Consider the following 21,101-nt stretch of genomic DNA (forward strand, 5'->3'; position numbering starts at 1 on the left):
TAAATGATCAAACCGGATCAGCTTGCGTTGCCTTGAACGGCGATCGCGGGACTTTTGCTCAGCAATCGTACAATAATATCCGGTAAGATCTGCGATCTCATCATCTTTAAACTGATTGCGTTTGAGTTCACGAAAAATGGTCGAACGGTGCCTTCCAAGCTTCTCGGCAATAGCGTCAACGGAGAGCTTTGCAGTGCGCCAGCGTGCTATTTTACGCCGTTCATCCAAATCAATATGCGAGTAGGTGCGATCCATGAAGGGTTCCTTGCATTGGATAACTCATTGTTATCATTTGCAAGTCGCACTTCAAACTAGAACCCACCCCTGTTATAAAAGATGGTTAGATAAGATAGGTTATGGAACAAGTCGATGTAAGCAATTGAGTTTTACGGGTATTTAGGCCTCAATCAGCTTGATAATGTTTTTGGTTGAAGCGTCAGGTATTGACGGTGCATTATGCCAATGCCTGACGTTTGATGCTTTTAACTGATAACCTTAATTTCCGTTTTAACAGAATTGGCAATGAAGCACTGTTCATGCGCTAAATGGTGTAATTGCGCTTCTGCTTCAGCGTTTGGTTTCTCACCACCGTAAATAATCTCTGGCTTCAACTCGACACGGCTTACAAGGATTTTACCGTCAATCTTTTCCATGAAGCCGGTTGCTTTATCCGTATAGCTTTCAATGACAATGCGTTTGGCCGCAGCCACGCCAAGAAATGTCAGCATATGACAGCTCGAAATGGCTGCAATGAAAGCCTCTTCCGGATCAACATTGGCTTCAACCGAATAAGGCAGCGGAATAACATGCGGCGATGATGATGCCGGAACAACCTGACCACCATCAAAACGCCAGATATGCGCACGGCTATATTTCTTATCCGTAAAAAAAGCGCCTTCACGCTCCCAATGCACTTCCACAGACATTTCCATCATGGGCATCCTCTATCGGTTCATATGTCTCATTATATTATGTCAGGATGAAAGACAGAACCAGTCCGCAACTGACAAAATATCGATTGCTGAGATTTTATACATTAAAAGCGCAAGAAGACGTAAAAGGCACTTGTTCGATATTTGTTCTCATGTTAATTCGAAAAATAAAGCTGAAACTGCTCTTCACTATGTGGCTGTCGAGTTCCATATAATTGATCAGTAAAGCAGTAAATGAACCGGATGCCATGATGACGTGCGTTCTCGCGCAGCGTTCAAGCAAGCTGGTTTGGGCATGATTTGAAGCAGGCAGAACGCAAAATGAGTGAACATAAATTCATCTCCATCCGTGGCGCACGTGAGCATAATCTGAAGAATATTGATCTGGATTTGCCGCGCGACAAGCTGATTGTCATGACAGGTCTTTCCGGCTCCGGTAAGTCATCGCTTGCCTTTGATACGATTTATGCTGAAGGCCAGCGCCGCTATGTGGAGAGCCTTTCGGCCTATGCGCGCCAGTTTCTGGAAATGATGCAAAAGCCGGATGTCGATCAGATCGACGGGCTTTCGCCTGCCATTTCAATTGAACAGAAAACCACCAGCCGCAATCCGCGCTCGACCGTTGGTACTGTCACCGAAATTTATGACTATCTGCGCCTGCTTTTTGCGCGCGTAGGGGTGCCCTACTCGCCAGCCACTGGTCTGCCGATTGAAAGTCAGACAGTCAGCCAGATGGTTGATCGCGTTCTTGCTATCGAAGAAGGCACACGTCTTTATATTCTGGCGCCGATTGTCCGTGGCCGTAAGGGCGAATATCGCAAAGAGCTGCTGGAATTGCAGAAAAAAGGCTTCCAGCGTGTCAAAATTGACGGTGAATTTTATGAAATCGCCGATGCGCCACCGCTTGATAAGAAATATAAGCACGATATTGACGTTGTCGTTGATCGTCTTGTAGTGCGTGCTGATATCGGCTCGCGTTTGGCTGATAGTTTGGAAACCTGCTTGCAATTGGCAGAGGGTTTGGCGATTGCAGAATTTGCTGACAAACCACTGCCGGATTCTGAAAAAGCCGGTCAATCTGCAAATAAATCAAAGAATGAGACCCATGAGCGTGTGATGTTCTCGGAGAAGTTTGCCTGCCCTGTGTCAGGCTTTACTATTCCTGAGATCGAGCCGCGTTTGTTTTCCTTTAACAACCCGTTTGGCGCCTGCCCGACCTGTGATGGTTTGGGCACGCAACAGGCTATCGATCCAAACCTGATTATACCGGATGCAGCTCTTGCTTTGAAAAATGGCGCTGTGGCACCATGGGCAAAATCCTCGTCGCCTTATTATAACCAGACACTGGAAGCGCTTGCTAAAGCTTATGAATTTGCAATGTCTGACAAGTGGAGCGAATTGTCGGAAATTGCTAAAAAAGCCATTCTTTATGGTACTGGCGGGAATGAAATTACTTTCGCCTATAATGATGGCACACGGTCATATCAAACGACTAAAAGCTTTGAAGGCGTTATTCCGAATTTGGAACGTCGCTGGAAAGAGACAGATTCAGCCTGGTCGCGTGAGGAAATTGAACGCTTCATGTCCTCCAGCCCCTGCCCGTCTTGTAAAGGTTATCGCCTGAAGCCTGAGGCGCTGGCAGTTAAAATCGGCGGCCTGCATATTGGTCAGATTACTGAGCAGTCTATTCGTGTCGCTGATGAATGGTTTGCCAATGTCGATAGTGTTTTCAATGACAAACAACGCGAAATTGCAGCTCGTATTTTGAAAGAAATCCGCGAGCGCCTGCGCTTTTTGAATGATGTCGGTCTTGAATATCTGACTTTGTCACGTAATTCCGGCACATTGTCAGGTGGTGAAAGCCAGCGTATTCGTCTTGCATCGCAGATTGGTTCTGGCTTGACCGGTGTTCTTTATGTGCTTGATGAACCGTCTATCGGCTTGCATCAGCGTGATAATGCCCGTTTGCTTGATACTTTGCGTCACTTGCGTGATCTCGGAAATACGGTGATTGTCGTTGAGCATGATGAAGATGCCATTTTAACCGCTGATTATGTGGTTGATATCGGCCCTGCTGCCGGTGTGCATGGCGGACAGGTGATTGCGCAAGGTACGCCTGAGCAAATTATGGCTTCCAAGGATTCGCTGACCGGTAAATATCTTTCCGGCGCCTTGGATGTTGCGGTGCCCGCAGAACGCCGTGCACTTTCTGCAACAAAACGCCTTAAAGTAATCGGGGCGCGCGGCAATAATCTTAAAAATGTCTCGGCTGAGATTCCGCTTGGCACTTTTGCTTGCGTAACCGGTGTTTCGGGTGGTGGTAAATCAACCTTCCTGATTGAAACCCTGTTTAAAGCTGCATCGCGCAAGATTATGGGCTCGCGTGAGCATCCGGCTGAACATGACCGGATTGAGGGACTCGAGTTCCTTGATAAGGTCATCGATATTGACCAGTCACCGATTGGACGTACACCAAGATCGAACCCTGCTACTTATACCGGCGCATTTACCCCTATTCGTGATTGGTTTGCCGGGCTTCCTGAGGCGAAAGCGCGTGGCTATCAGGCAGGCCGCTTCTCATTCAACGTCAAAGGCGGCCGCTGTGAGGCTTGTCAGGGCGATGGTCTGATTAAAATTGAGATGCACTTCCTGCCGGATGTTTATGTCACTTGTGATGTATGCGACGGCAAGCGTTACAACCGTGAAACACTGGAAGTTCTGTTTAAAGGCAAGTCGATTGCCGATGTACTGGACATGACCGTAGAAGAAGGCGCCGAGTTCTTCTCGGCGGTGCCATCTGTGCGCGATAAGCTTGAAACTTTGGTCAAAGTTGGTTTGGGTTATGTGAAGGTAGGCCAGCAGGCCACAACCCTTTCCGGTGGTGAGGCGCAACGCGTCAAACTTGCTAAAGAGCTCTCCAGAAAAGCTACTGGTCGCACGCTTTATATTCTTGATGAGCCGACAACCGGTTTGCACTTCCATGATGTGGCAAAACTTTTGGAAGTGCTGCATGAGCTGGTAGATCAGGGCAACACGGTTGCTGTGATTGAGCACAATCTGGAAGTGATCAAAACAGCAGACTGGATCATCGATATCGGGCCTGAGGGCGGCGATGGCGGCGGTCAGGTTGTCGCGATGGGGCGTCCGGAAGATATTGTGAAAGTTCCAGCATCTTATACCGGTAAATATCTGAAAGAACTTTTGGAGCGTCGTCCAAATCAGAAAACAGAGGCCGCTGAGTAAATCAACGGCCAGTAAAAGCTGCAAATATTTGCGGTATCATCAGGGGCAGGTCTTCAGCAATGACGCCTGCCCCATATTTTTTCGCTGCCTCACAATGGAACCATACAGCAGCAGAGGCGGCCTCAAAGGCCGGCATTCCGGCTGCCAGTAGGCCCGTAATCATACCGGCCAATACATCACCAGATCCGGCGGTTGCCAGCAGTGGTGTGCCATTGTCATTATAAGAATATCTGCCGTCAGGCAGCGCCACAATAGTTTGTGCCCCTTTATAGACGACACATGCCCCTGCCATTATGGCAGCTTGGCTGGCTTTTTCAGGTTTTGTTAGTTTCTCATTATCTGCAATATCGGGAAATAAACGGCGAAATTCGCCTTCATGCGGCGTTAAAACCACGGCAATCTGTGATGAATGAATGCTGGCAAATAATGCATCTGCCATTTCTTCAAATGAAGACAGCGCATCCGCATCCAGTATCAGTGCGTTTGTTTTAGCTTTTTTGAGCAAAGTGATGCAGTCATTGCGGGTTTTTACGCCCAAGCCATATGCCGGCCCCATAAGTACTGCCGTAACATGCCGGGTTTCAATGCAATCCAGCGCATCCTGAATGGTTCTGGTTTCCCGCAACATGATGCAGGTCAGGTGGGACGCATTGACGAGCAGCGCATCCGATGGCGAAAGAACAGTTACCAGCCCTGCCCCGATCCGCGCTGCACTCATGGCTGCAAGGCGTGCAGCGCCTGTATTTGTCAGGCCGCCTGAAAAAACAAGCGCATGGCCCCGTTTATATTTATGGGTTTCTGCATTTAAACGCGGCAGTGCATCTTTCCATAATCGCGGTTCATTGAGTGCTGCGGTTCCCATTTTTTCACCAATATTATTCCTGTGTGGGTGGCCTGATTTTTAAAGCATCATAGTGCCTAAAAAATAGGCAGTCCATTATACTTCAGATATGCCTGATATTTAATCATCTTGTTACAGTACGGCTCTATGCACGTTTTTCTCTCATTTTTTACGAAGAAAAACAAAAACAATGAGAATTTTTAAAAATAATTACAACTTGGCACGAAACATGCTTTTATTCATTGTAACCGGATCAGATAAGCGGAGCCTTCGAGAATGAAGAAAATTGAAGCCATCATAAAGCCGTTCAAGCTTGATGAAGTTAAAGAGGCCCTACAGGATGTTGGCCTGCAAGGTATCACCGTCATTGAAGCCAAAGGCTTTGGCCGTCAAAAAGGCCATACAGAGCTTTATCGCGGCGCCGAATATGTGGTGGATTTTCTGCCGAAAGTAAAAATCGAAGTGGTTGTCACCGACGAAGCGCTGGAAGGAGCGATTGAAGCCATCCGCAAAGCCGCGCAGACGGGACGCATCGGCGACGGTAAAATCTTTGTTTCCAATATTGAAGAAGTCATTCGTATCCGCACCGGTGAAACCGGCCCGGACGCAATTTAGTTTAAAACTTTACTCCCAGCGATCATCAGCCCAAGGATAAAATTAACATGACCACGCCGCACGATATTCTAAAACTGATCACCGACAACGAGATTAAATTTGTTGATCTGCGTTTCACAGATCCTAAAGGCAAGCTGCATCACCTGACCATGGATGTCAGCTTTGTTGACGAAGATATGTTTACTGATGGCGTTATGTTTGACGGCTCCTCCATCGGCGGCTGGAAGGCAATCAATGAATCCGACATGGTGTTGATGCCGGATCCTGAAACCGTACATATCGATCCTTTTTTCGCGCATCCGACACTGGTTCTGTTCTGTGATATTCTTGATCCTATTTCCGGCGAAGCCTATGCCCGCGACCCGCGCACCACAGCCAAAAAGGCAGAAGCCTATGTGAGCGCGCTGGGCTTTGGTGACACAGTATTTATCGGCCCTGAAGCCGAATTTTTCCTCTTTGATGATGTGAAGTTCAGCACAGATTCATACAATACTGGTTTCAAACTGGATGCCTATGATCTGCCAAGCAACAATGATCGTGACCTTGAAAGCGGCAATTTAGGTCACCGTCCACGTAAACAGGGCGGCTACTTCCCTGTGCCACCGGTCGATTCCGCGCAGGATATCCGGTCCGAAATGCTTTCCATTATGAGCGAAATGGGCATCACGGTTGAAAAGCATCACCATGAAGTCGCTGCTGCCCAGCACGAACTCGGTTTGAAATTCGACACACTCGTGCGTAATGCCGACAAGATGCAGATCCATAAATATGTCGTGCATCAGGTTGCCAACTCTTACGGCAAAACCGCTACATTCATGCCGAAACCGGTTTTTGGTGAAAGCGGCTCAGGCATGCATGTGCATTTGTCGATCTGGAAAGATGGCAAGCCGACATTTGCCGGTAATGAATATGCAGGTCTTTCAGAAACTTGCCTCTATTTCATCGGCGGCATCATCAAACATGCTAAAGCGATCAACGCATTCAGCAATCCTTCAACCAACTCTTACAAGCGTTTGGTGCCGGGCTATGAAGCGCCTGTTCTCTTGGCTTATTCTGCACGTAACCGCTCCGCTTCTTGCCGTATTCCGTTTGGCTCTTCACCGAAATCCAAGCGCGTTGAAGTGCGTTACCCTGATCCGTCTGCAAACCCATATCTCTGCTTTGCAGCCTTGCTGATGGCTGGTCTTGACGGTATCAAAAACAAAATTCACCCAGGTCAGCCAATGGATAAAGATCTTTACGATCTGCCAGCCAAAGAGCTGAAAGAAATCCCGACTGTTTGCGCTTCTTTGCGTGAAGCATTGGAAAGCCTTGATAAAGATCGCGAATTCCTGAAAGCCGGTGGTGTTTTTGAAGACGAGCAGATCGACAGCTTCATTGAATTGAAAATGGCTGAAGTGATGCGTTATGAAATGACCCCACATCCAGTCGAATTTGATATGTATTACTCTTGCTAATACTAAAAAAAGCCCCGATAAAAATCGGGGCTTTTTTTAATTAAATCATATAGTTATATAAATAACCTAAGATTATGATATAGCTTTCAAAAGTGCGTCAGCCGCAAACATTTCCGTAGAGCGCTTATTGCGACGCCAGACAGCTTCCTCGTCTTCGCCCCAATTCTCGATTGTCCAATCTTCATCCAGATGCGCCAGTTTCCATGCTTCTTCCGCTGTTAAATGCTGCTTGTAAATTGCAAGCGAGAGCAAGGCAGAACCGGTTAATGTGGTGAATGTATGCAGGATTGCCAGCGTCACCGGATCATTGGCGCTTGATAAATGCACACCAAAGGCAGCAATCGCTTCGCGTGGTTGTTCGACATGCATCACACCTTCAGCAAGATTGAAGCGTGCGCCCAGGCTTTGCGCCCAGTCGATCAACGGATCCCACTGATTGGTCTGACGATCAACCAGTTCCTGCGGGCTATCAGCACGGTAAAACAACATATCACATGATGCAAAGCGCAGGATATCCTCAAAGACAGCCTGACTATCCAATGCAATACCATCAATCGCCGTATTGACCAGACGGGTAACCGGCATGGTTTCGGCGTTGACCACTTCCTTTTGTGCCTCAAACTCGTCAGCGATAAGCTGTGCGGCTGCCCGTGTGGTGAGCACTAAAGGCTGACGCGCGGGTGTACGAACCAGTTTGCCGTCGAGTTGCACGGTAAAGCCACCTTCAGCTTCAGCCACTTCTGCTTTTTCATAAAAACGCTTCGGCAATGGTGCTTTCATCTGAATTTGGGCGCGGCGCACCGGATCAGGATCAGAAAGTGTTGGCCCTGCTTCAAGGTCAGATAAAATATCGCGCATATTTAAGTTCCGTCTTTAAGTGAATATATTTACCGCTTCAAAAGCGTGTTCAAGATGCAGCTTTATGACTGCCGGATTTAACTGGCCGGTTGATGATAATCAGCCCTAAGGCGATTAAAACCAGAGCCACAAAAATTTTCCAGCCCAATGCTTCGCCCAATAACAGCCCGCTCATAAGAACACCGAATGCCGGTGTGAGGAAGGCGAAATTGGAAAGTTTGGAGACAGGATAACGTCGCAACATCCAAAACCAAAGCGGGTAAGTGAAAGCAACAACAAAAACCGACTGGAAGAGAAACGCAATGACAGACCAGATATCAGGCGAACGAATGAGCGAGCCGCTTAAAGCCATGAAAGGTAAAGGCACCAGAGAGGCCACTGCCAGCTGATAAAGCAAAACCTTTTCAGGGGCTGCGCGGGTAAGCGCGCTGCGTTTAATGACAATATTGGTCATGCCCCACATAATGCCGCCTGCAAGCGCCATCAGATCGCCGATATAAGCATAGGCACCGACACTGGAGACACGGTCTGAAAACACCAGAAAAACACCGCCAAAGGCAATCAGCATACCGATAACAGCTTGTAGCGACATGCGCTCACCAAGCAGAAAATGGCTGCCGATAGCGACCCAAAACGGCATCATATTCATCATCAATGTCACGCGGCCGACATTGGTATAGTCCATCGCCATAAAGACAAGGACAAATTCACTGCCAAACAGAAGGCCTGCCAGAATGCCTGGCCAGAAAGTGCCGTCTTTGTTAAAGAGCGGTACTTTCTTATATTGGCACCACATGAAGACAAGCAGACCACCCAAGATCGAACGGCCGCTCGCCATCAGCATCGGGTTAAAGCCCTGATTGCCGATTTTGATGGCAACCTGATTGAGTCCCCATGTAAACATGAGAAACAGCACAAGCGCGAGCGCCACACCATCAAAGGGTGCAGGCTGCATATTGGGAGCTGGCGATATTGTGCCAATCTTTGTGCCTGTGCCGTTTGCTGACATTGGGCTTAATCTTCCGCGTTTTCCATATCGAAGCTAAGCAGGTTCCATGTCTGCACCATATGTGGCGGCAAAGGTGCAGTGACATCCAAAGTTCCGCCAGAAGGGTTTGGAATGCGGATGCGGCGTGCGTGTAGGTGCAATTTATTTTGAATACCGCCCGGGAATTCCCAGTTCGTATCGGCTTCAAAATATTTAGGATCACCGATGATCGGATGTCCGATATAGGCTGCGTGAACACGCAACTGGTGCGTACGGCCGGTATATGGCTCCATTTCCAGCCATGTCAGGCCATTGCCGGCCTTTTCAATGATCCGGTAAAATGAAACTGCATGGTCAGAATCTGGCTCACCATGTTTGCAAACACGCATTTTATCGCCGTCAGGCGTGGTTTCTTTCACCAGCCATGTGGAGATTTTATCTTCCTTTTTGCGTGGCAAACCTTTGACCAAAGCCCAATAAGTCTTTTTAGTGTCGCGCTCACGGAAGGCAGCGGTTAATGATTGTGCCGCGCCACGGGTTTTGGCTACCACCAAAACGCCGGATGTATCTTTGTCGAGACGATGCACCAGACGTGGTTTCTCACCACGCTTGTTGCGCCATGCTTCCAGCATACCATCAACGTGACGGGTGAGGCCTGAGCCGCCCTGCACTGCCAGACCTGCCGGTTTGTTGAAAACATAAACCTTTGGATCTTCGTAAAGCAGCATTTGCTTAAGCACATCGCTGTCGCTCTGGCTGCGGATACTTTTACCGGTCAGTCCTGATGTTTCAGTTTTATCTTCCAGCCCCAGCGGCGGGATGCGGATGGATTGTCCGCCTTGCAAACGGCTGTCACTTTTTGCACGACCGCCATCCACGCGGATCTGGCCGGAGCGCAGCAATTTTTGCAAATGCCCGAAACCCAATCCCGGATAATAGATCTTCATCCAGCGATCGAGTCGCATTCCTGTTTCATCCGCGGCAACGGTTTTAATTTCTACGCCAGCCATAAGCTTAACCCAATTTGTAATGCAAAGGCTGCTTGAAAAAGCATGTGCACTTTGCTTGGCGCCATTCATCATATGGCGCATTGCATCATTTGTTGTTTTAAGCTCCTAGCACTGCTTTGCGCATCTTGCGAGTTAAGAATTAGAAACTTGGCTCAAAGAACAGCAAAATTTAACGTTTCTATCACGCAGCATTACAGTCCGTTGTAATTTATGGTTGAAATGGCCACTTTCATGCCATTCTTGAAACCCAACTCTATTGTGTAAATTTCGCAAAAGTCCCATCTCATGGCAGGTGCAGCAAATTGTGAATGCAATAGCCACACATGCCAGCATGCCTGATGAATGGCCGGAGTTGAACTGTGACATTATTAAAACTTTATTGGCGCTCCATGACCTATTTGGCCGCTGAAAAGCGCGCCACAATTATCATGTGCATTGCCAGCACATTGGTAGCATTGGTGACATTGGCCGAACCGATTTTGTTCGGGCGGGTGATCGAAGCTATATCGGAACGCGCCAATGTCGTCACACAACTGGCCATGTGGGCAGCTCTTGGTATTTTCAATATTATCGCTGTGGTTTTTGTTGCGCGCGGTGCAGACCGGCTCGCTCATCGCCGCCGCCTCAGCGTGCTGACGGAATCTTATGAGCGCATCATCACCATGCCGCTTGCATGGCACCAGAAGCGCGGCACATCGCACGCCTTGCACACACTTATTCGTGCAACAGATTCACTTTTTACACTGTGGCTTGAGTTTTTACGCCAGCATTTAACTACTGTTGTTGCCCTCACCGCCCTTATTCCGCTTGCCATGCAAATGGATGTGCGCATGTCGCTTGTTCTTGTGGTACTGGGCGTTATTTATGTGATGATCGGCCAATTGGTTATGCGCAAGACTAAAGATGGTCAGGCAGCCGTTGAAAAACATCACCATCGCGTCTTTGAACATGTCAGCGACACGATCAGCAATGTGTCTGTGGTGCAGAGCTTTAATCGTATCACCACCGAAGCTGAAAACTTACGCAAATATGCGGCCGACTTACAAAAGGCGCAAAATCCGGTGTTGAACTGGTGGGCTTTGGCAAGCGGTCTCAACCGCATGGCCTCCACTATTTCAATGGTGATTGTGCTGTTGCTTGGTGCTTATTTTGTCTCCAAAGGCCAGCTGAGTGTTGGTGAAGTCATTGCCTTTATCGGCTTTGCCCAACTGATGATTGGTCGTCTTGACCAGATCAGTGCCTTTATCAATCAGACTGTTTCAGCGCGCGCCAAGCTCGAAGAGTTTTTCGAGATGGAGGATGCAACTGCTGACCGTTATGAGCCGGAAGATGCACTGGAACTTAAAGATGTCACCGGCGAGATCATTTTTGACAATGTCACTTACGAGTTCCCAAATTCCGGTCAGGGCGTTTACGATATTTCCTTTGCCGTGAAACCTGGTCAGACCGTTGCTATTGTCGGCCCGACAGGTGCCGGTAAAACAACACTGATTAATCTGTTGCAACGTGTTCATGAACCTGCTGCCGGTCGTATCACCATTGATGGTCATGATACGCGACAGGTTAGCCGCAATTCTCTTCGTCATTCCATTGCAACCGTGTTTCAGGATGCCGGTCTCTTTAATCGTTCGATTGAAGAAAATATCCGTATCGGCTGTAAAGATGCTGATAATGATGCCGTGCATGGCGCCTCTAAAGCAGCGGCTGCGCATGAGTTCATTTTGTCGAAAAGTGAAGGCTATGACACCAAAATTGGTGAGCGCGGCTCTAATCTTTCCGGTGGTGAGCGTCAGCGTCTGGCTATTGCCCGTGCAATCTTGAAAGATGCGCCGATTTTGGTGCTGGATGAAGCAACCTCTGCTTTGGACGTGGAAACTGAAGCAAAAGTTAAAAAAGCCATTGATGATTTGAGCGAAGGTCGCACAACCTTCATCATCGCGCACCGTTTATCGACTGTACGCTCGGCAGATCACGTGCTGTTCCTTGATAAAGGTCATGTGGTGGAGCGCGGCAGCTTTGATGAACTGGCTGCGAAAAACGGCCGCTTTGCAGCACTGCTTCGTGCCGGTGGTCTGATGGCATCCGATGATGAGGGCACAGAAAAAGATGCAGCCGGCAGCAATGTGATGCCCTTTCCCGTCAAGGAAGTATCTGCTTAAAAACAGATATAAAAAAGCCCCGATTTTCGGGGCTTTTTAGTGCTCATGATTTAATTAAAAACTCGATCTGCATGCCGTCATAGGCAGGCTCCACATGGTCGGGCACTTGGGCTGAGACAGTTTCATAATCAAGCGGAATATGCATATGGGTCAAAATTGCCCGTTTTGGCTTGAGACGCTCAATCCACTCCAGTGCCTCTTCCAGTGAAAAATGGCTGGCATGGCGGCGATATTGCAGCGCATCAATAATCAGCAGATCCAGATTTTGGAGCTTTTCAGGGCTACCTTGAGGAAAAGCACTGACATCGGTGCAATAGGCCACATCACCGATACGGAAACCTAAGCTTTCAATATCGCCGTGGCGCTGTGACAATGGCTGAAAACTGATAGTGCCACCTGCCCCGCTAATGCTGAAAGTTGTTTCATTATCAATTTCATTGGCTTTCAAAATCGGCGGATAATTGGAGCCTTTGGGCGTCACAAAGCAATAGCCGAAGCTTTCATCAAGCCGCGCCTGCGTGGCGGCAGTCGCATAAATATCCATCAATGCCTGATTGTCGGTCACATAGGTGCGCAGGTCATCAATGCCGTGGATATGGTCTGCATGGGCATGGGTATAAAGCACGGCATCAAGTTTGGTAACTTTCGCATCAATCATTTGTGCGCGAAAATCCGGCCCTGTGTCGATCACCACCACCGTCTTGTCGCCTGACGGACTGATACGCTCAACCAGCAGCGACGCACGTCTGCGGTTGTTTTTCGGATTTAGCGGATCACATGCGCCCCAATCGCCGTTGATGCGCGGCACGCCAGGTGATGAGCCGCAGCCCAAAATGGTCAAGCGCAGAGTTGATGCGTCGCTCATAGAGCCTCCTCTTAGATTTTAATCTAAAGGCATTGGCTTAGCCGCCCTTCAGATTGAAGGACGGGGCATTTTGGAAAACAGACGGAAGACATTGTCACTGGTGATTTTGGCAATTTCTTCAGACGAAACACCAATCACATCAGCCAGCACATCTGCCGTATGTTTGACAAAGGACGGCTCATTGCGTTTGCCGCGATGCGGCATTGGCGCCAGATAAGGCGCATCCGTTTCCACCAGCAAACGATCATGCGGCACAATCTTTGCGGCTTCACGAATTTCAGCCGAATTCTTGAAGGTAATAATGCCGGAAAACGACACATAACCGCCAAGCTCTACACCTGTACGCGCCAGCTCGATGCCGGATGAAAAGCAATGAAGAATAAACGGAAATACGCCTTTGGCGGTTTCATCACGCAAAATCTGCGCCATATCATCATCGGCACTGCGCGCATGGATGATCAGTGGCAATTGGGTGCGGCGTGATGCTTCAATATGGGTGAGCAGGCCTTGGCGTTGCGCTTCCGGCGTTGAATAATCATAATGATAATCTAAGCCGGCCTCGCCGATTGCCACGACTTTTGCATGCTGCGCCAGCTCAACAAGTTGATCGGCTGTCACATCAAGTTCTTCATGGGCATTGTTGGGATGGGTGCCGACAGAGCAATAAACTTCGTCATATTTTTCAGCCAGAGCCAAAATCTGATCGAACTTTTTAACCCGTGTTGAAATCGTCACCATACGGCGCACGCCATTGTCGAAGGCGCGCTGCATGATAGCCTCGCGCTCTTCGTCAAAGTCGGCAAAATCCAAATGACAATGGCTGTCGACCAGCAAAGGCAACTGGATTTTACCTGTATTCATCTCATTGGCAGACATCAGACAATCACAATCCGTCTTCTGTTTCCACATAGCGCGGGAAAATCGGCTGAGGAGCAGGCAATGGCGCACCGCTGACCAGTGGATGGGCAGCAATATCAGCAAAACTACGCTGATCTTCTTGAATTGCCAGCACATCCAGCAGCTTGGCAGAGGACGCAGGAATGAAGGCCTGTGTCATAATACCAACGCGGCGCAGAATTTCAGCCGTTACATAAAGAACGGTTTCCATGCGAGCCGGATCGGTTTTGCGCAGCGCCCAAGGTTCCTGACCTGCAAAATAACGGTTGGCTTCAGCAACAACGCCGAAGATTGCCGCCAATGCATGGTGGATACCTTCCTGCATCATCTGCTTGCGCGCAGTTGCAAGCGCTGCATCAGCCATATCAAGAATGGCTTTATCATCAGCGCTGAATGCACCGGCAGTCGGCACCTTGGCTTCACAGTTCTTGGCAATCATCGACAATGAGCGCTGTGCCAGATTGCCCAGATCATTGGCCAAATCCGCATTGGTGCGATTGACGATTGCTTCATGGCTATAGCTGCCATCCTGACCGAAAGGCACTTCACGCAGCAAGAAATAGCGCAACTGGTCAAGGCCATAGCGCTCGACCAAGCCCTGCGGATCAATCACATTGCCGAGTGACTTCGACATTTTTTCACCGCGGTTAAACAAGAAACCATGGGCGAAAACGCGTTTCGGCAATTCGATACCGGCAGACATCAAGAATGCTGGCCAGTAAACCGCATGGAAGCGCAGGATATCTTTACCGATAATATGAGCATTGGCTGGCCAGAAGCCTGCTTTATCAGTGGTCATATCCGGATAGCCAAGCGCTGTAATATAGTTGGTCAGCGCATCAACCCATACATACATGACGTGTTTTTCATCGCCCGGAACAGGAATACCCCAGTCAAAGGTGGTGCGGGAAATGGACAGGTCTTTTAATCCCGATTTGACGAATGAAATCACTTCATTCCGACGCTCGGACGGCATAATAAAATCTGGCTGGCTTTCATACAGCGCCAGCAATTTATCCTGATAAGAAGACAGTTTGAAGAAGTAGCTTTCTTCTTCCACCCACTCAACCGGTGTGCCCTGCGGGCCATAGCGGACATTGTCGGCGCGAACTTCGGTTTCTTCTTCGCCGTAATAGGCTTCATCACGAACCGAATACCAGCCGGCATAGCCGCCCTTGTAAATATCACCATTGGCCTGCATTGCCGACCAGATATGCTGACAGGCTTTATAATGGCGCTCTTCAGAGGTGCGGATATATTCGTCATGAGACGAATTCAGATAAACCGCCATTTTCTGAAATTCAGCCGTATTTCTGTCAGCCAGCTCGCGCGGGGTAATGCCCTCTTTGCGCGCGCTCTGAAACATCTTGATACCGTGCTCATCAGCGCCGGTCAGAAAGTGAACATCCTTACCGTCAAGGCGCTGAAAACGAGCTAATGCATCGGTAGCAATCAGTTCATAAGCATGACCGATATGCGGTTTACCATTAGGATACGCGATGGCAGTGGTGATATAATATTTTTCGCGGTTCATAACTTCACATTACTTCGTTTCAAATCTTGTTAAATGTGACATATCCTATGTCAAAGGCTCTGTCACTTAATCTTATAAGTGCGGACTAAAATCACATCGCACCCATAAGATCGCCATGCGTGGCGAGGTGTGTTTTTTGTAAAACAAGCATGACCGCTTGTTTGCGGTCAAGATTATAGGTCATTGTTTCTGCTGCTTCATCAGAGATTTTATGCCAGAAACGCGACCAGGCATCCGCTGCCCCAACAAAACCATCCTGAGCATATTTACAGGCCTTTGCAGCAATCAGATTGAGCATATGCTCCATGAATAAATGATACTGCACTTCCGCTTCACGACCGGTTAAAACCTGCGCCAGATTTTGTGCTTTCGGCACATCAAAAACGGGTGCGGCCAAAATAGCATCGGCCGTATCTGCAATTTCAAGCCCACCATTGGCCGCCATCAGCAAGGCACGTCGCACGCTGCCTTCCGAACGCGCAAGCAGCGACTGCATATAATCAGCATTGCCTGTATCAAGTCCCACATGAGAGCCGATACGGCTTAATGTTTCACGCATGGAACCATTATCAAGCGGCTTAAAGCGCAAAGCCTGACAACGCGAACGGATTGTTGGCAGCAATCGTCCGGCAGAATGCGAAATCAGAATGAACAAAGCCTTTGCCGGTGGCTCCTCCAGCGTTTTCAGCAAGGCATTGGCTGCGTTGCGGTTCATATCATCTGCCGGATCAATGATAACAATACGCCAGCCATCATCCGATGCGGTACGCGTTAGAAAATGCGTTACTTTGCGGATTTCATCAACCGTAATCACGGTGCGGAATTTGCTGGTTTTCTGATCAAATGGCCGGCTGATATGCAAAATAGCCGGATGCATTCCGCCCGCAATCTGGCGATAAAGCGGGGTGGTATAATCCGGTTTATTTAAGTGCAAAGGGGCGTGTGCCGCTTGCGGATATTGTAAAATATGCCCTGCCAACTGAAAGGCAAATGTAGCCTTACCAATCCCCTGCGGCCCTTCGAGCAACAGCGCATGATGCATGCGCCCGCTTTGATAGGCTTGCACCAGAAACTCGACATTGTCCTGATGACCGCTCAGAAAGTCATTAGCAGAGGGAGCCGGAATACCTTCAATTGTGTCATAGGTCGGCGGACTGACTATATCATTGATCATCTGCCGCCCTCTTGAAATCTTTTGTTTTCAGCAAAGCTGCGACCTGAGCAATAATATCCTGACTGATAGATTCCAAAGGCCTGTCGGCATCAATCACTTTGCAGCGTTCAGGCTCATTGGCAGCAATCGCAAGAAAAGCCTGTCGGCGCGCTTCTTGTGTAAAAATCTGTTCTTTTTCAAAACGATCCGCTGTTTCGTTACCACGGCGCTTTACCGCGCGTGCCATACCTTTTTCGGCGGGAATATCCAGAATAAAGGTCACATCCGGTTTGACACCATCAATAGAAACACGCTCCAAATTTGCCATAAAACCGGCATCCAGATTACCGGTTACCCCCTGATAGGCACGGCTTGAATCGATAAAACGGTCGCATAAAACAATGCGCCCCTCATCCAAAGCCGGTCTGATCAGTTGTTCTATATGGTCATTGCGGGCAGCGGCAAAAAGCACAGCCTCCATGGCTGCGCCATATTTTTCGGCAGCACCGCTTAAAATTACATGGCGCACGGCCTCAGCACCGGAGGAGCCACCCGGCTCACGGGTAATCAACGGATCAAAACCTGCATTTTTCAGGTAATCAGCCAGCAACGTAATTTGCGTTGATTTCCCAGCGCCCTCGCCGCCTTCGAATGTTATGAACAATCCGGCCACCAGCTATGCGCTCCTTGCTAAAATCATTGACACTCATCACCGTCTTATGCGGCTTAGCTTGGAGACGCAAGCATAGATCAATAATCAACGAAATTTACGTATCCAGCCCGTTGCGATTTCAACCAGTGCGCCGAGCGAACGCTCTTCCAAGTTACCAACTTCAATGGCTTGACTGGTATAAACAGGTAGCTCGCGCACAATCTGCTTATCTAATTTTATTTTTAAACTGCCCACTTGCTGATCGGCTTTAACGGGTGCATCCAGCGGTCCGCGATAGACAATTTCAGCCGAAAGCTGATCCTGTCCGTTATGTGGCAACAACAAATCCACATCGTCTTTGACAATAAGTGCCACTGCACTTTGTCTGCCATTAAACACCTGTGCCTGACCCACGATTGCACCTTTGGAAAAAAGCCGCATATCATCAAAATTGCTCATGCCCCATTCAATGAGTTGGCGTGCATCTTCGGTACGATCTTTTTCGTTCTTTAGCCCCGCAAGGCTTAAAAACAGACGCCTGCCATTTTTCTCGGCAGACGTGACAAGTGCAAAACCACTTTCTTTGGTGCCGCCAACATTCATACCGTCAGCGCCGATATCCAGATAAAGCAGCTCATTGCGGTTGCGCTGGAAGATTTTATTCCAAGTGAAATCAGTCTTGGCAAAATAAGGATAATATTCGGGATATTGATGATAAATATGGCGTGCCAGCTTCGTGAGATCACCAACACTCACATGCTGACCATCGGCTGGCAGTCCGGTAGAATTGACAAAGAGCGAGTTTTCTAGCCCCAAGTGCTTAGCACGCTCGTTCATAAGCGTGACAAATTGCTTTTCGCTGCCCGTTAACCCTTCTGCCAAAATGATACAAGCATCATTGGCCATTTGCACAATCATGCCCAGAATAAGATCTTCAATTGTCGGTGATGATTTGATTTTGGCAAACATGGTTGGCGTGCCCGATGGTGCACCCCCTGTACGCCATGCATATTCGCTCACCACATAGCTGTCATCTAATTTGATTTTTTGCTTTTGCAGTGCATCAAAAACCACTTCAGCCGTCATCAGCTTGGCCAGTGATGCAGGCGGAAATTGTTGTTCGCTATTGCGGGAAAAAAGTACTGTACCGGTTTCATCATCCAGCAGCAAAACCTGTGGTGCTTTTATTTGCAAATCAGCCGCTGCATAAGCGACCTGCCCTGCAAAAATGCTTATAACCAGCACTGATGTTTGCAGCATTGCTCGCGATATTTTGCGCAATGCTGATCTGCTTTGATTTTTGGTATTACCGGACACGCACGACAAAGGCATCCTGCGCTCCTGCCTGCCAGGCCTGACGCAACAGAGCATCATTATTCCCGTTGGTGGCAATTGCAGTCAGTGTGAAAATTTCACCCTGCTCTGTCGGAATGGTCACATGGCTGACCTTGCCATATTTATTCAGCCGATCAGCGATTTTGTCAGCCTGTTCTTTCGAGGAGAAAGAACCGAGATCGACATAATCAATGTCTGACGGGGCTGAAACATTCTGTTTGCGCCAAGAAGCCGAAATTGCATCGGCAGACAAGATGCTGCCATAGGTCCGTTGTTCTTTAAATGACGCAGCCGCAACACGGTCTGAAGCATAACCAGCCATACCTGCAAAACCGTTATGATCGGCCTTAGCAATGCCCAAACCAGTGGCCGGACGTGCCATAGGCAATGGAATAGCGGCTGGCATCGGCATATCGCCCGATATATTACCCTGCATCGAGTCGGTTGCTGGCTCGCTGCTAAACGCGAATGGTGACTGACCTGTCGCAAAAGGACTATTATCAGGTCGCGCAGTTGGTGTCGGGCCGTTCATAGCCATCATGACACCAGTGGCTGGCTGCCCGATCGGGTCGGAGCCATTCTGAAAAGATGCCATCAGATATTGATCATCTTTACCATCAAGCGGTGCGCGGCCAACATATTCCACCTTCACACTGGCAGTGCCGTGATGAGTGTAATCAAGCATATCGGCCGCTTGTTTTGAAAGATCGATGATACGGTCATTGGAATAAGGACCACGATCATTCACACGCACTATCAGGGAGCTGCCGTTAGCAAGGTTGGTAACCTTGGCATAACTTGGCAGTGGCATGGTCGGATGCGCGGCAGTCAGGTGGTGCATATCATAAATTTCGCCGTTTGCAGTCAAACGACCATGAAATGCATCACCATACCAAGAAGCTCGACCTGTCTTTTTATAATTCGGATCTTCTTTCGGCTTATACCACTTGCCGCGAACCTTATAAGGTTTGCCAACCTGATCACGCCCGCCGCCACGCGGCAAAGGCTTGCCTTTTTGCGTAGTGACCCTCGGGCTTGCCTTCACGCCATACTGGCTTTCCGCAAAATATTCTTTTGAACGTGGCTTAGACTTTGTTTTTTGATCCGTTGCCGGTGCTGCACAGGCTGTCAGAACACCGCCGATAACCGCAATAATAACAAAACGGCCCGACAATTTTGTCAGGCGCTTTTCATTCATTGTAGTTTTGTCGGCTTTGCACCAACTTGATTTATATCTCATAAATGCCGTTCGCTCGCTTAACAAAAAACACAGTTCCGTTTAAAACTGCGTTCCACATACCCACAACAGATGGCAGTCAATTATTGACAGTTCATTAAAACTTGATCTGTTTCAGGAAGCAAGAGGGGTTATACAGGCCAAACGGCCTGTCTTTGTGAATATGGTAAATAATTACCTGCCCCTTTTTAAGAAGCTTTAACCAGTATCTTGTCGATTGTTTCAGGCTGAAAGCCTGCGGCAGTGGTAATACGTGCCAGTTTTTTAGGCTCAACTTGGTCACTGTTTTCCAACAATGTGATTTCATCACTGGTCAGACCGCATACGACTGCCAGTTCTTCAATTGAATAACCCAATGACTGACGCATAGCCTGCACAATATGCACACCATGACCAACTAAATTCTGAATATTTTCTAAAACTGATTTAGACGACATTAAACACCTTTTGTTTTTTAAAAACCGTTTGTTGAATTGCTCAAAGACAAACAAACACGTTTCAATTTGCCGGTCAAAACCGGCAGCTGGTGGTGAAAAAGGCTCTCACCTGATAATGAGCATAGACGGGAAATATCAAACTTATACGAAGGTTTTGTCTTCGCGTGCAGTTTTTTACCGTTAAGAAAGTCCTAACAACTACATTGATTTGCTCGCAGAGGCAAACTTTCATCAGCATATAACGTTATTTTGATGCAAAAACCCGCCTTCTTGAGGATGAAGGCGGGTTTCAAATTAAAATCTATACGGTTTTTATCAGCTATATGGCGAGTAACATTGCTTGCGCGGGCCTTCATATGGCTGGAATGTGTTATCATAAGCGCGGTATGAGCGATATTTATTCGCACACCAGTTAACATGCGCCTGACTCATGGTCGGGCGGGCAGGCTGTTTTGGTGTTGTTGCGCCCACAATTGCTGCACCCAGTGCAAAGGCTGCAATTGGATACCACCAACCATCGCTGTGACGGCGATAACCCGGGCGCGAATGCTGATAGCCATTATGGCCGTTCCAATAGCCTGGACGCGACGGCTTATGGCTGTGCTGTGGCGGGCGCGGACGATGAGCATTGTTGTTATTATGCGGCGGGCGTGGCTTATGTGAATTCTGGGGTGGACGCGGTTTGTTTGCCTGATGCGGCGGACGCGGCCGGTGATTGTTTGAATGCTGCGGCGGACGCTGATGCTGCACATGCACAACATTGGACGGATTGTTAAGTGCTGTCGGCAAAATCGGTGCCGCGAGTGAGCTGGCGACAGAAGAAAGGATGATGCCTGCACTGATGCCGGTGGCACAAAGAGTTGTAACGAGACGTTTCATTTTAAAACT

Annotated in this window: 19 protein-coding genes; 4 read left to right on the forward strand and 15 right to left on the reverse strand. The window is 48.5% G+C overall.

Going from position 1 to position 21,101, the window contains the following annotated elements; translation table 11 throughout:
- Both ABDZ76_RS15325 and ABDZ76_RS15330 read right to left on the reverse strand, forming a co-directional pair.
- A partial coding sequence (locus tag ABDZ76_RS15325) for a helix-turn-helix domain-containing protein (RefSeq protein ID WP_343807393.1) occupies positions 1 to 255 on the reverse strand: 255 nt, incomplete at its 3' end.
- A gap of 227 nt (positions 256 to 482) precedes the next feature.
- Positions 483 to 935: an OsmC family protein gene (locus ABDZ76_RS15330; RefSeq protein WP_343807396.1), complete on the reverse strand. Its 453-nt coding sequence runs from the start codon at positions 933 to 935 to the stop codon at positions 483 to 485.
- A gap of 318 nt (positions 936 to 1,253) precedes the next feature.
- Here ABDZ76_RS15330 and uvrA point away from each other — a divergent pair, with 318 nt between their 5' ends.
- Positions 1,254 to 4,175, forward strand: a complete 2,922-nt coding sequence (uvrA, locus tag ABDZ76_RS15335) for an excinuclease ABC subunit UvrA (RefSeq protein ID WP_343807399.1) — start codon at positions 1,254 to 1,256, stop codon at positions 4,173 to 4,175.
- A 1-nt stretch (position 4,176) separates the two neighbouring features.
- Here the strand turns inward: uvrA and ABDZ76_RS15340 are convergent, their stop codons facing one another.
- Entirely contained in the window at positions 4,177 to 5,037 is an 861-nt protein-coding gene (locus ABDZ76_RS15340) for an NAD(P)H-hydrate dehydratase (RefSeq protein ID WP_343807402.1), read from the reverse strand.
- A 255-nt stretch (positions 5,038 to 5,292) separates the two neighbouring features.
- Here ABDZ76_RS15340 and ABDZ76_RS15345 point away from each other — a divergent pair, with 255 nt between their 5' ends.
- Complete coding sequence (locus tag ABDZ76_RS15345; RefSeq protein ID WP_184223087.1) at positions 5,293 to 5,631, forward strand: P-II family nitrogen regulator; 339 nt, start codon at positions 5,293 to 5,295, stop codon at positions 5,629 to 5,631.
- A 47-nt stretch (positions 5,632 to 5,678) separates the two neighbouring features.
- Positions 5,679 to 7,088 carry a type I glutamate--ammonia ligase gene (glnA, locus tag ABDZ76_RS15350; RefSeq protein WP_343807406.1) on the forward strand — a complete coding sequence of 470 codons (1,410 nt, stop codon included), beginning with the start codon at positions 5,679 to 5,681 and terminating at the stop codon, positions 7,086 to 7,088.
- Between the two features lie 72 nt (positions 7,089 to 7,160).
- Here glnA and ABDZ76_RS15355 read toward each other — a convergent pair whose 3' ends face one another.
- From ABDZ76_RS15355 to ABDZ76_RS15365, 3 genes are read right to left on the reverse strand one after another with little or no spacing between them, the layout of a single operon-like run.
- A complete protein-coding gene (locus tag ABDZ76_RS15355) occupies positions 7,161 to 7,946 on the reverse strand; it encodes an ATP12 family chaperone protein (protein WP_343807409.1) in 786 nt (261 codons plus the stop codon).
- A 49-nt stretch (positions 7,947 to 7,995) separates the two neighbouring features.
- Positions 7,996 to 8,955, reverse strand: a complete 960-nt coding sequence (locus ABDZ76_RS15360; protein WP_374844797.1) for a DMT family transporter — start codon at positions 8,953 to 8,955, stop codon at positions 7,996 to 7,998.
- A 5-nt stretch (positions 8,956 to 8,960) separates the two neighbouring features.
- The gene (locus tag ABDZ76_RS15365) at positions 8,961 to 9,944 is read right to left on the reverse strand and encodes an RluA family pseudouridine synthase (RefSeq protein ID WP_343807412.1); all 984 of its coding nucleotides are present in this window, start codon (positions 9,942 to 9,944) and stop codon (positions 8,961 to 8,963) included.
- Between the two features lie 359 nt (positions 9,945 to 10,303).
- Between ABDZ76_RS15365 and ABDZ76_RS15370 the strand changes: the two genes are divergently transcribed.
- Complete coding sequence (locus ABDZ76_RS15370) at positions 10,304 to 12,103, forward strand: glucan ABC transporter ATP-binding protein/ permease (protein WP_343807415.1); 1,800 nt, start codon at positions 10,304 to 10,306, stop codon at positions 12,101 to 12,103.
- A 43-nt stretch (positions 12,104 to 12,146) separates the two neighbouring features.
- Here ABDZ76_RS15370 and ABDZ76_RS15375 read toward each other — a convergent pair whose 3' ends face one another.
- From ABDZ76_RS15375 to ABDZ76_RS15415, 9 genes are all read right to left on the reverse strand, one after another.
- The gene (locus ABDZ76_RS15375; RefSeq protein ID WP_343807418.1) at positions 12,147 to 12,968 is read right to left on the reverse strand and encodes an MBL fold metallo-hydrolase; all 822 of its coding nucleotides are present in this window, start codon (positions 12,966 to 12,968) and stop codon (positions 12,147 to 12,149) included.
- Between the two features lie 48 nt (positions 12,969 to 13,016).
- The gene (locus tag ABDZ76_RS15380) at positions 13,017 to 13,802 is read right to left on the reverse strand and encodes a TatD family hydrolase (protein ID WP_343807594.1); all 786 of its coding nucleotides are present in this window, start codon (positions 13,800 to 13,802) and stop codon (positions 13,017 to 13,019) included.
- Between the two features lie 49 nt (positions 13,803 to 13,851).
- Positions 13,852 to 15,399 (reverse strand): methionine--tRNA ligase, encoded by a 1,548-nt coding sequence (gene metG, locus ABDZ76_RS15385; protein WP_343807421.1) that lies wholly within the window; start codon positions 15,397 to 15,399, stop codon positions 13,852 to 13,854.
- A gap of 91 nt (positions 15,400 to 15,490) precedes the next feature.
- The gene (locus ABDZ76_RS15390; RefSeq protein WP_343807424.1) at positions 15,491 to 16,573 is read right to left on the reverse strand and encodes a DNA polymerase III subunit delta'; all 1,083 of its coding nucleotides are present in this window, start codon (positions 16,571 to 16,573) and stop codon (positions 15,491 to 15,493) included.
- Complete coding sequence (gene tmk, locus ABDZ76_RS15395) at positions 16,563 to 17,225, reverse strand: dTMP kinase (RefSeq protein WP_343807427.1); 663 nt, start codon at positions 17,223 to 17,225, stop codon at positions 16,563 to 16,565. The genes ABDZ76_RS15390 and tmk overlap by 11 nt, the downstream gene beginning before the upstream one ends.
- An 84-nt stretch (positions 17,226 to 17,309) precedes the next feature.
- The gene (locus ABDZ76_RS15400) at positions 17,310 to 18,464 is read right to left on the reverse strand and encodes a D-alanyl-D-alanine carboxypeptidase family protein (RefSeq protein WP_374844800.1); all 1,155 of its coding nucleotides are present in this window, start codon (positions 18,462 to 18,464) and stop codon (positions 17,310 to 17,312) included.
- 46 nt (positions 18,465 to 18,510) lie between these two features.
- Positions 18,511 to 19,737, reverse strand: coding sequence for a septal ring lytic transglycosylase RlpA family protein (locus ABDZ76_RS15405; protein WP_343807433.1), 1,227 nt, complete (start codon positions 19,735 to 19,737; stop codon positions 18,511 to 18,513).
- Positions 19,738 to 19,964: 227 nt separating this feature from the next.
- Positions 19,965 to 20,213 carry a helix-turn-helix domain-containing protein gene (locus tag ABDZ76_RS15410; RefSeq protein WP_343807436.1) on the reverse strand — a complete coding sequence of 83 codons (249 nt, stop codon included), beginning with the start codon at positions 20,211 to 20,213 and terminating at the stop codon, positions 19,965 to 19,967.
- A 315-nt stretch (positions 20,214 to 20,528) separates the two neighbouring features.
- Positions 20,529 to 21,092, reverse strand: coding sequence for a BA14K family protein (locus tag ABDZ76_RS15415; RefSeq protein ID WP_343807439.1), 564 nt, complete (start codon positions 21,090 to 21,092; stop codon positions 20,529 to 20,531).
- Between the last annotated feature and the right edge of the window lie 9 nt (positions 21,093 to 21,101).

Source organism: Paenochrobactrum glaciei (assembly GCF_039522165.1).
GTDB classification, from domain to species: Bacteria; Pseudomonadota; Alphaproteobacteria; order Rhizobiales; family Rhizobiaceae; genus Paenochrobactrum; species Paenochrobactrum glaciei.

Excerpts from the sequence above, each read along its gene's own strand:
- ABDZ76_RS15340 (WP_343807402.1), bottom strand. The coding sequence starts at position 5,037 with ATGGGAACCGCAGCACTCAATGAACCGCGATTATGGAAAGATGCACTG.
- ABDZ76_RS15345 (WP_184223087.1), top strand. The coding sequence starts at position 5,293 with ATGAAGAAAATTGAAGCCATCATAAAGCCGTTCAAGCTTGATGAAGTT.
- ABDZ76_RS15410 (WP_343807436.1), bottom strand. The coding sequence starts at position 20,213 with ATGTCGTCTAAATCAGTTTTAGAAAATATTCAGAATTTAGTTGGTCAT.
- ABDZ76_RS15355 (WP_343807409.1), bottom strand. The coding sequence starts at position 7,946 with ATGCGCGATATTTTATCTGACCTTGAAGCAGGGCCAACACTTTCTGAT.
- ABDZ76_RS15415 (WP_343807439.1), bottom strand. The coding sequence starts at position 21,092 with ATGAAACGTCTCGTTACAACTCTTTGTGCCACCGGCATCAGTGCAGGC.
- glnA (WP_343807406.1), top strand. The coding sequence starts at position 5,679 with ATGACCACGCCGCACGATATTCTAAAACTGATCACCGACAACGAGATT.
- ABDZ76_RS15375 (WP_343807418.1), bottom strand. The coding sequence starts at position 12,968 with ATGAGCGACGCATCAACTCTGCGCTTGACCATTTTGGGCTGCGGCTCA.
- ABDZ76_RS15330 (WP_343807396.1), bottom strand. The coding sequence starts at position 935 with ATGATGGAAATGTCTGTGGAAGTGCATTGGGAGCGTGAAGGCGCTTTT.
- ABDZ76_RS15365 (WP_343807412.1), bottom strand. The coding sequence starts at position 9,944 with ATGGCTGGCGTAGAAATTAAAACCGTTGCCGCGGATGAAACAGGAATG.
- ABDZ76_RS15390 (WP_343807424.1), bottom strand. The coding sequence starts at position 16,573 with ATGATCAATGATATAGTCAGTCCGCCGACCTATGACACAATTGAAGGT.
- metG (WP_343807421.1), bottom strand. The coding sequence starts at position 15,399 with ATGAACCGCGAAAAATATTATATCACCACTGCCATCGCGTATCCTAAT.
- ABDZ76_RS15360 (WP_374844797.1), bottom strand. The coding sequence starts at position 8,955 with ATGTCAGCAAACGGCACAGGCACAAAGATTGGCACAATATCGCCAGCT.
- ABDZ76_RS15405 (WP_343807433.1), bottom strand. The coding sequence starts at position 19,737 with ATGAATGAAAAGCGCCTGACAAAATTGTCGGGCCGTTTTGTTATTATT.
- uvrA (WP_343807399.1), top strand. The coding sequence starts at position 1,254 with ATGAGTGAACATAAATTCATCTCCATCCGTGGCGCACGTGAGCATAAT.
- ABDZ76_RS15400 (WP_374844800.1), bottom strand. The coding sequence starts at position 18,464 with ATGCTGCAAACATCAGTGCTGGTTATAAGCATTTTTGCAGGGCAGGTC.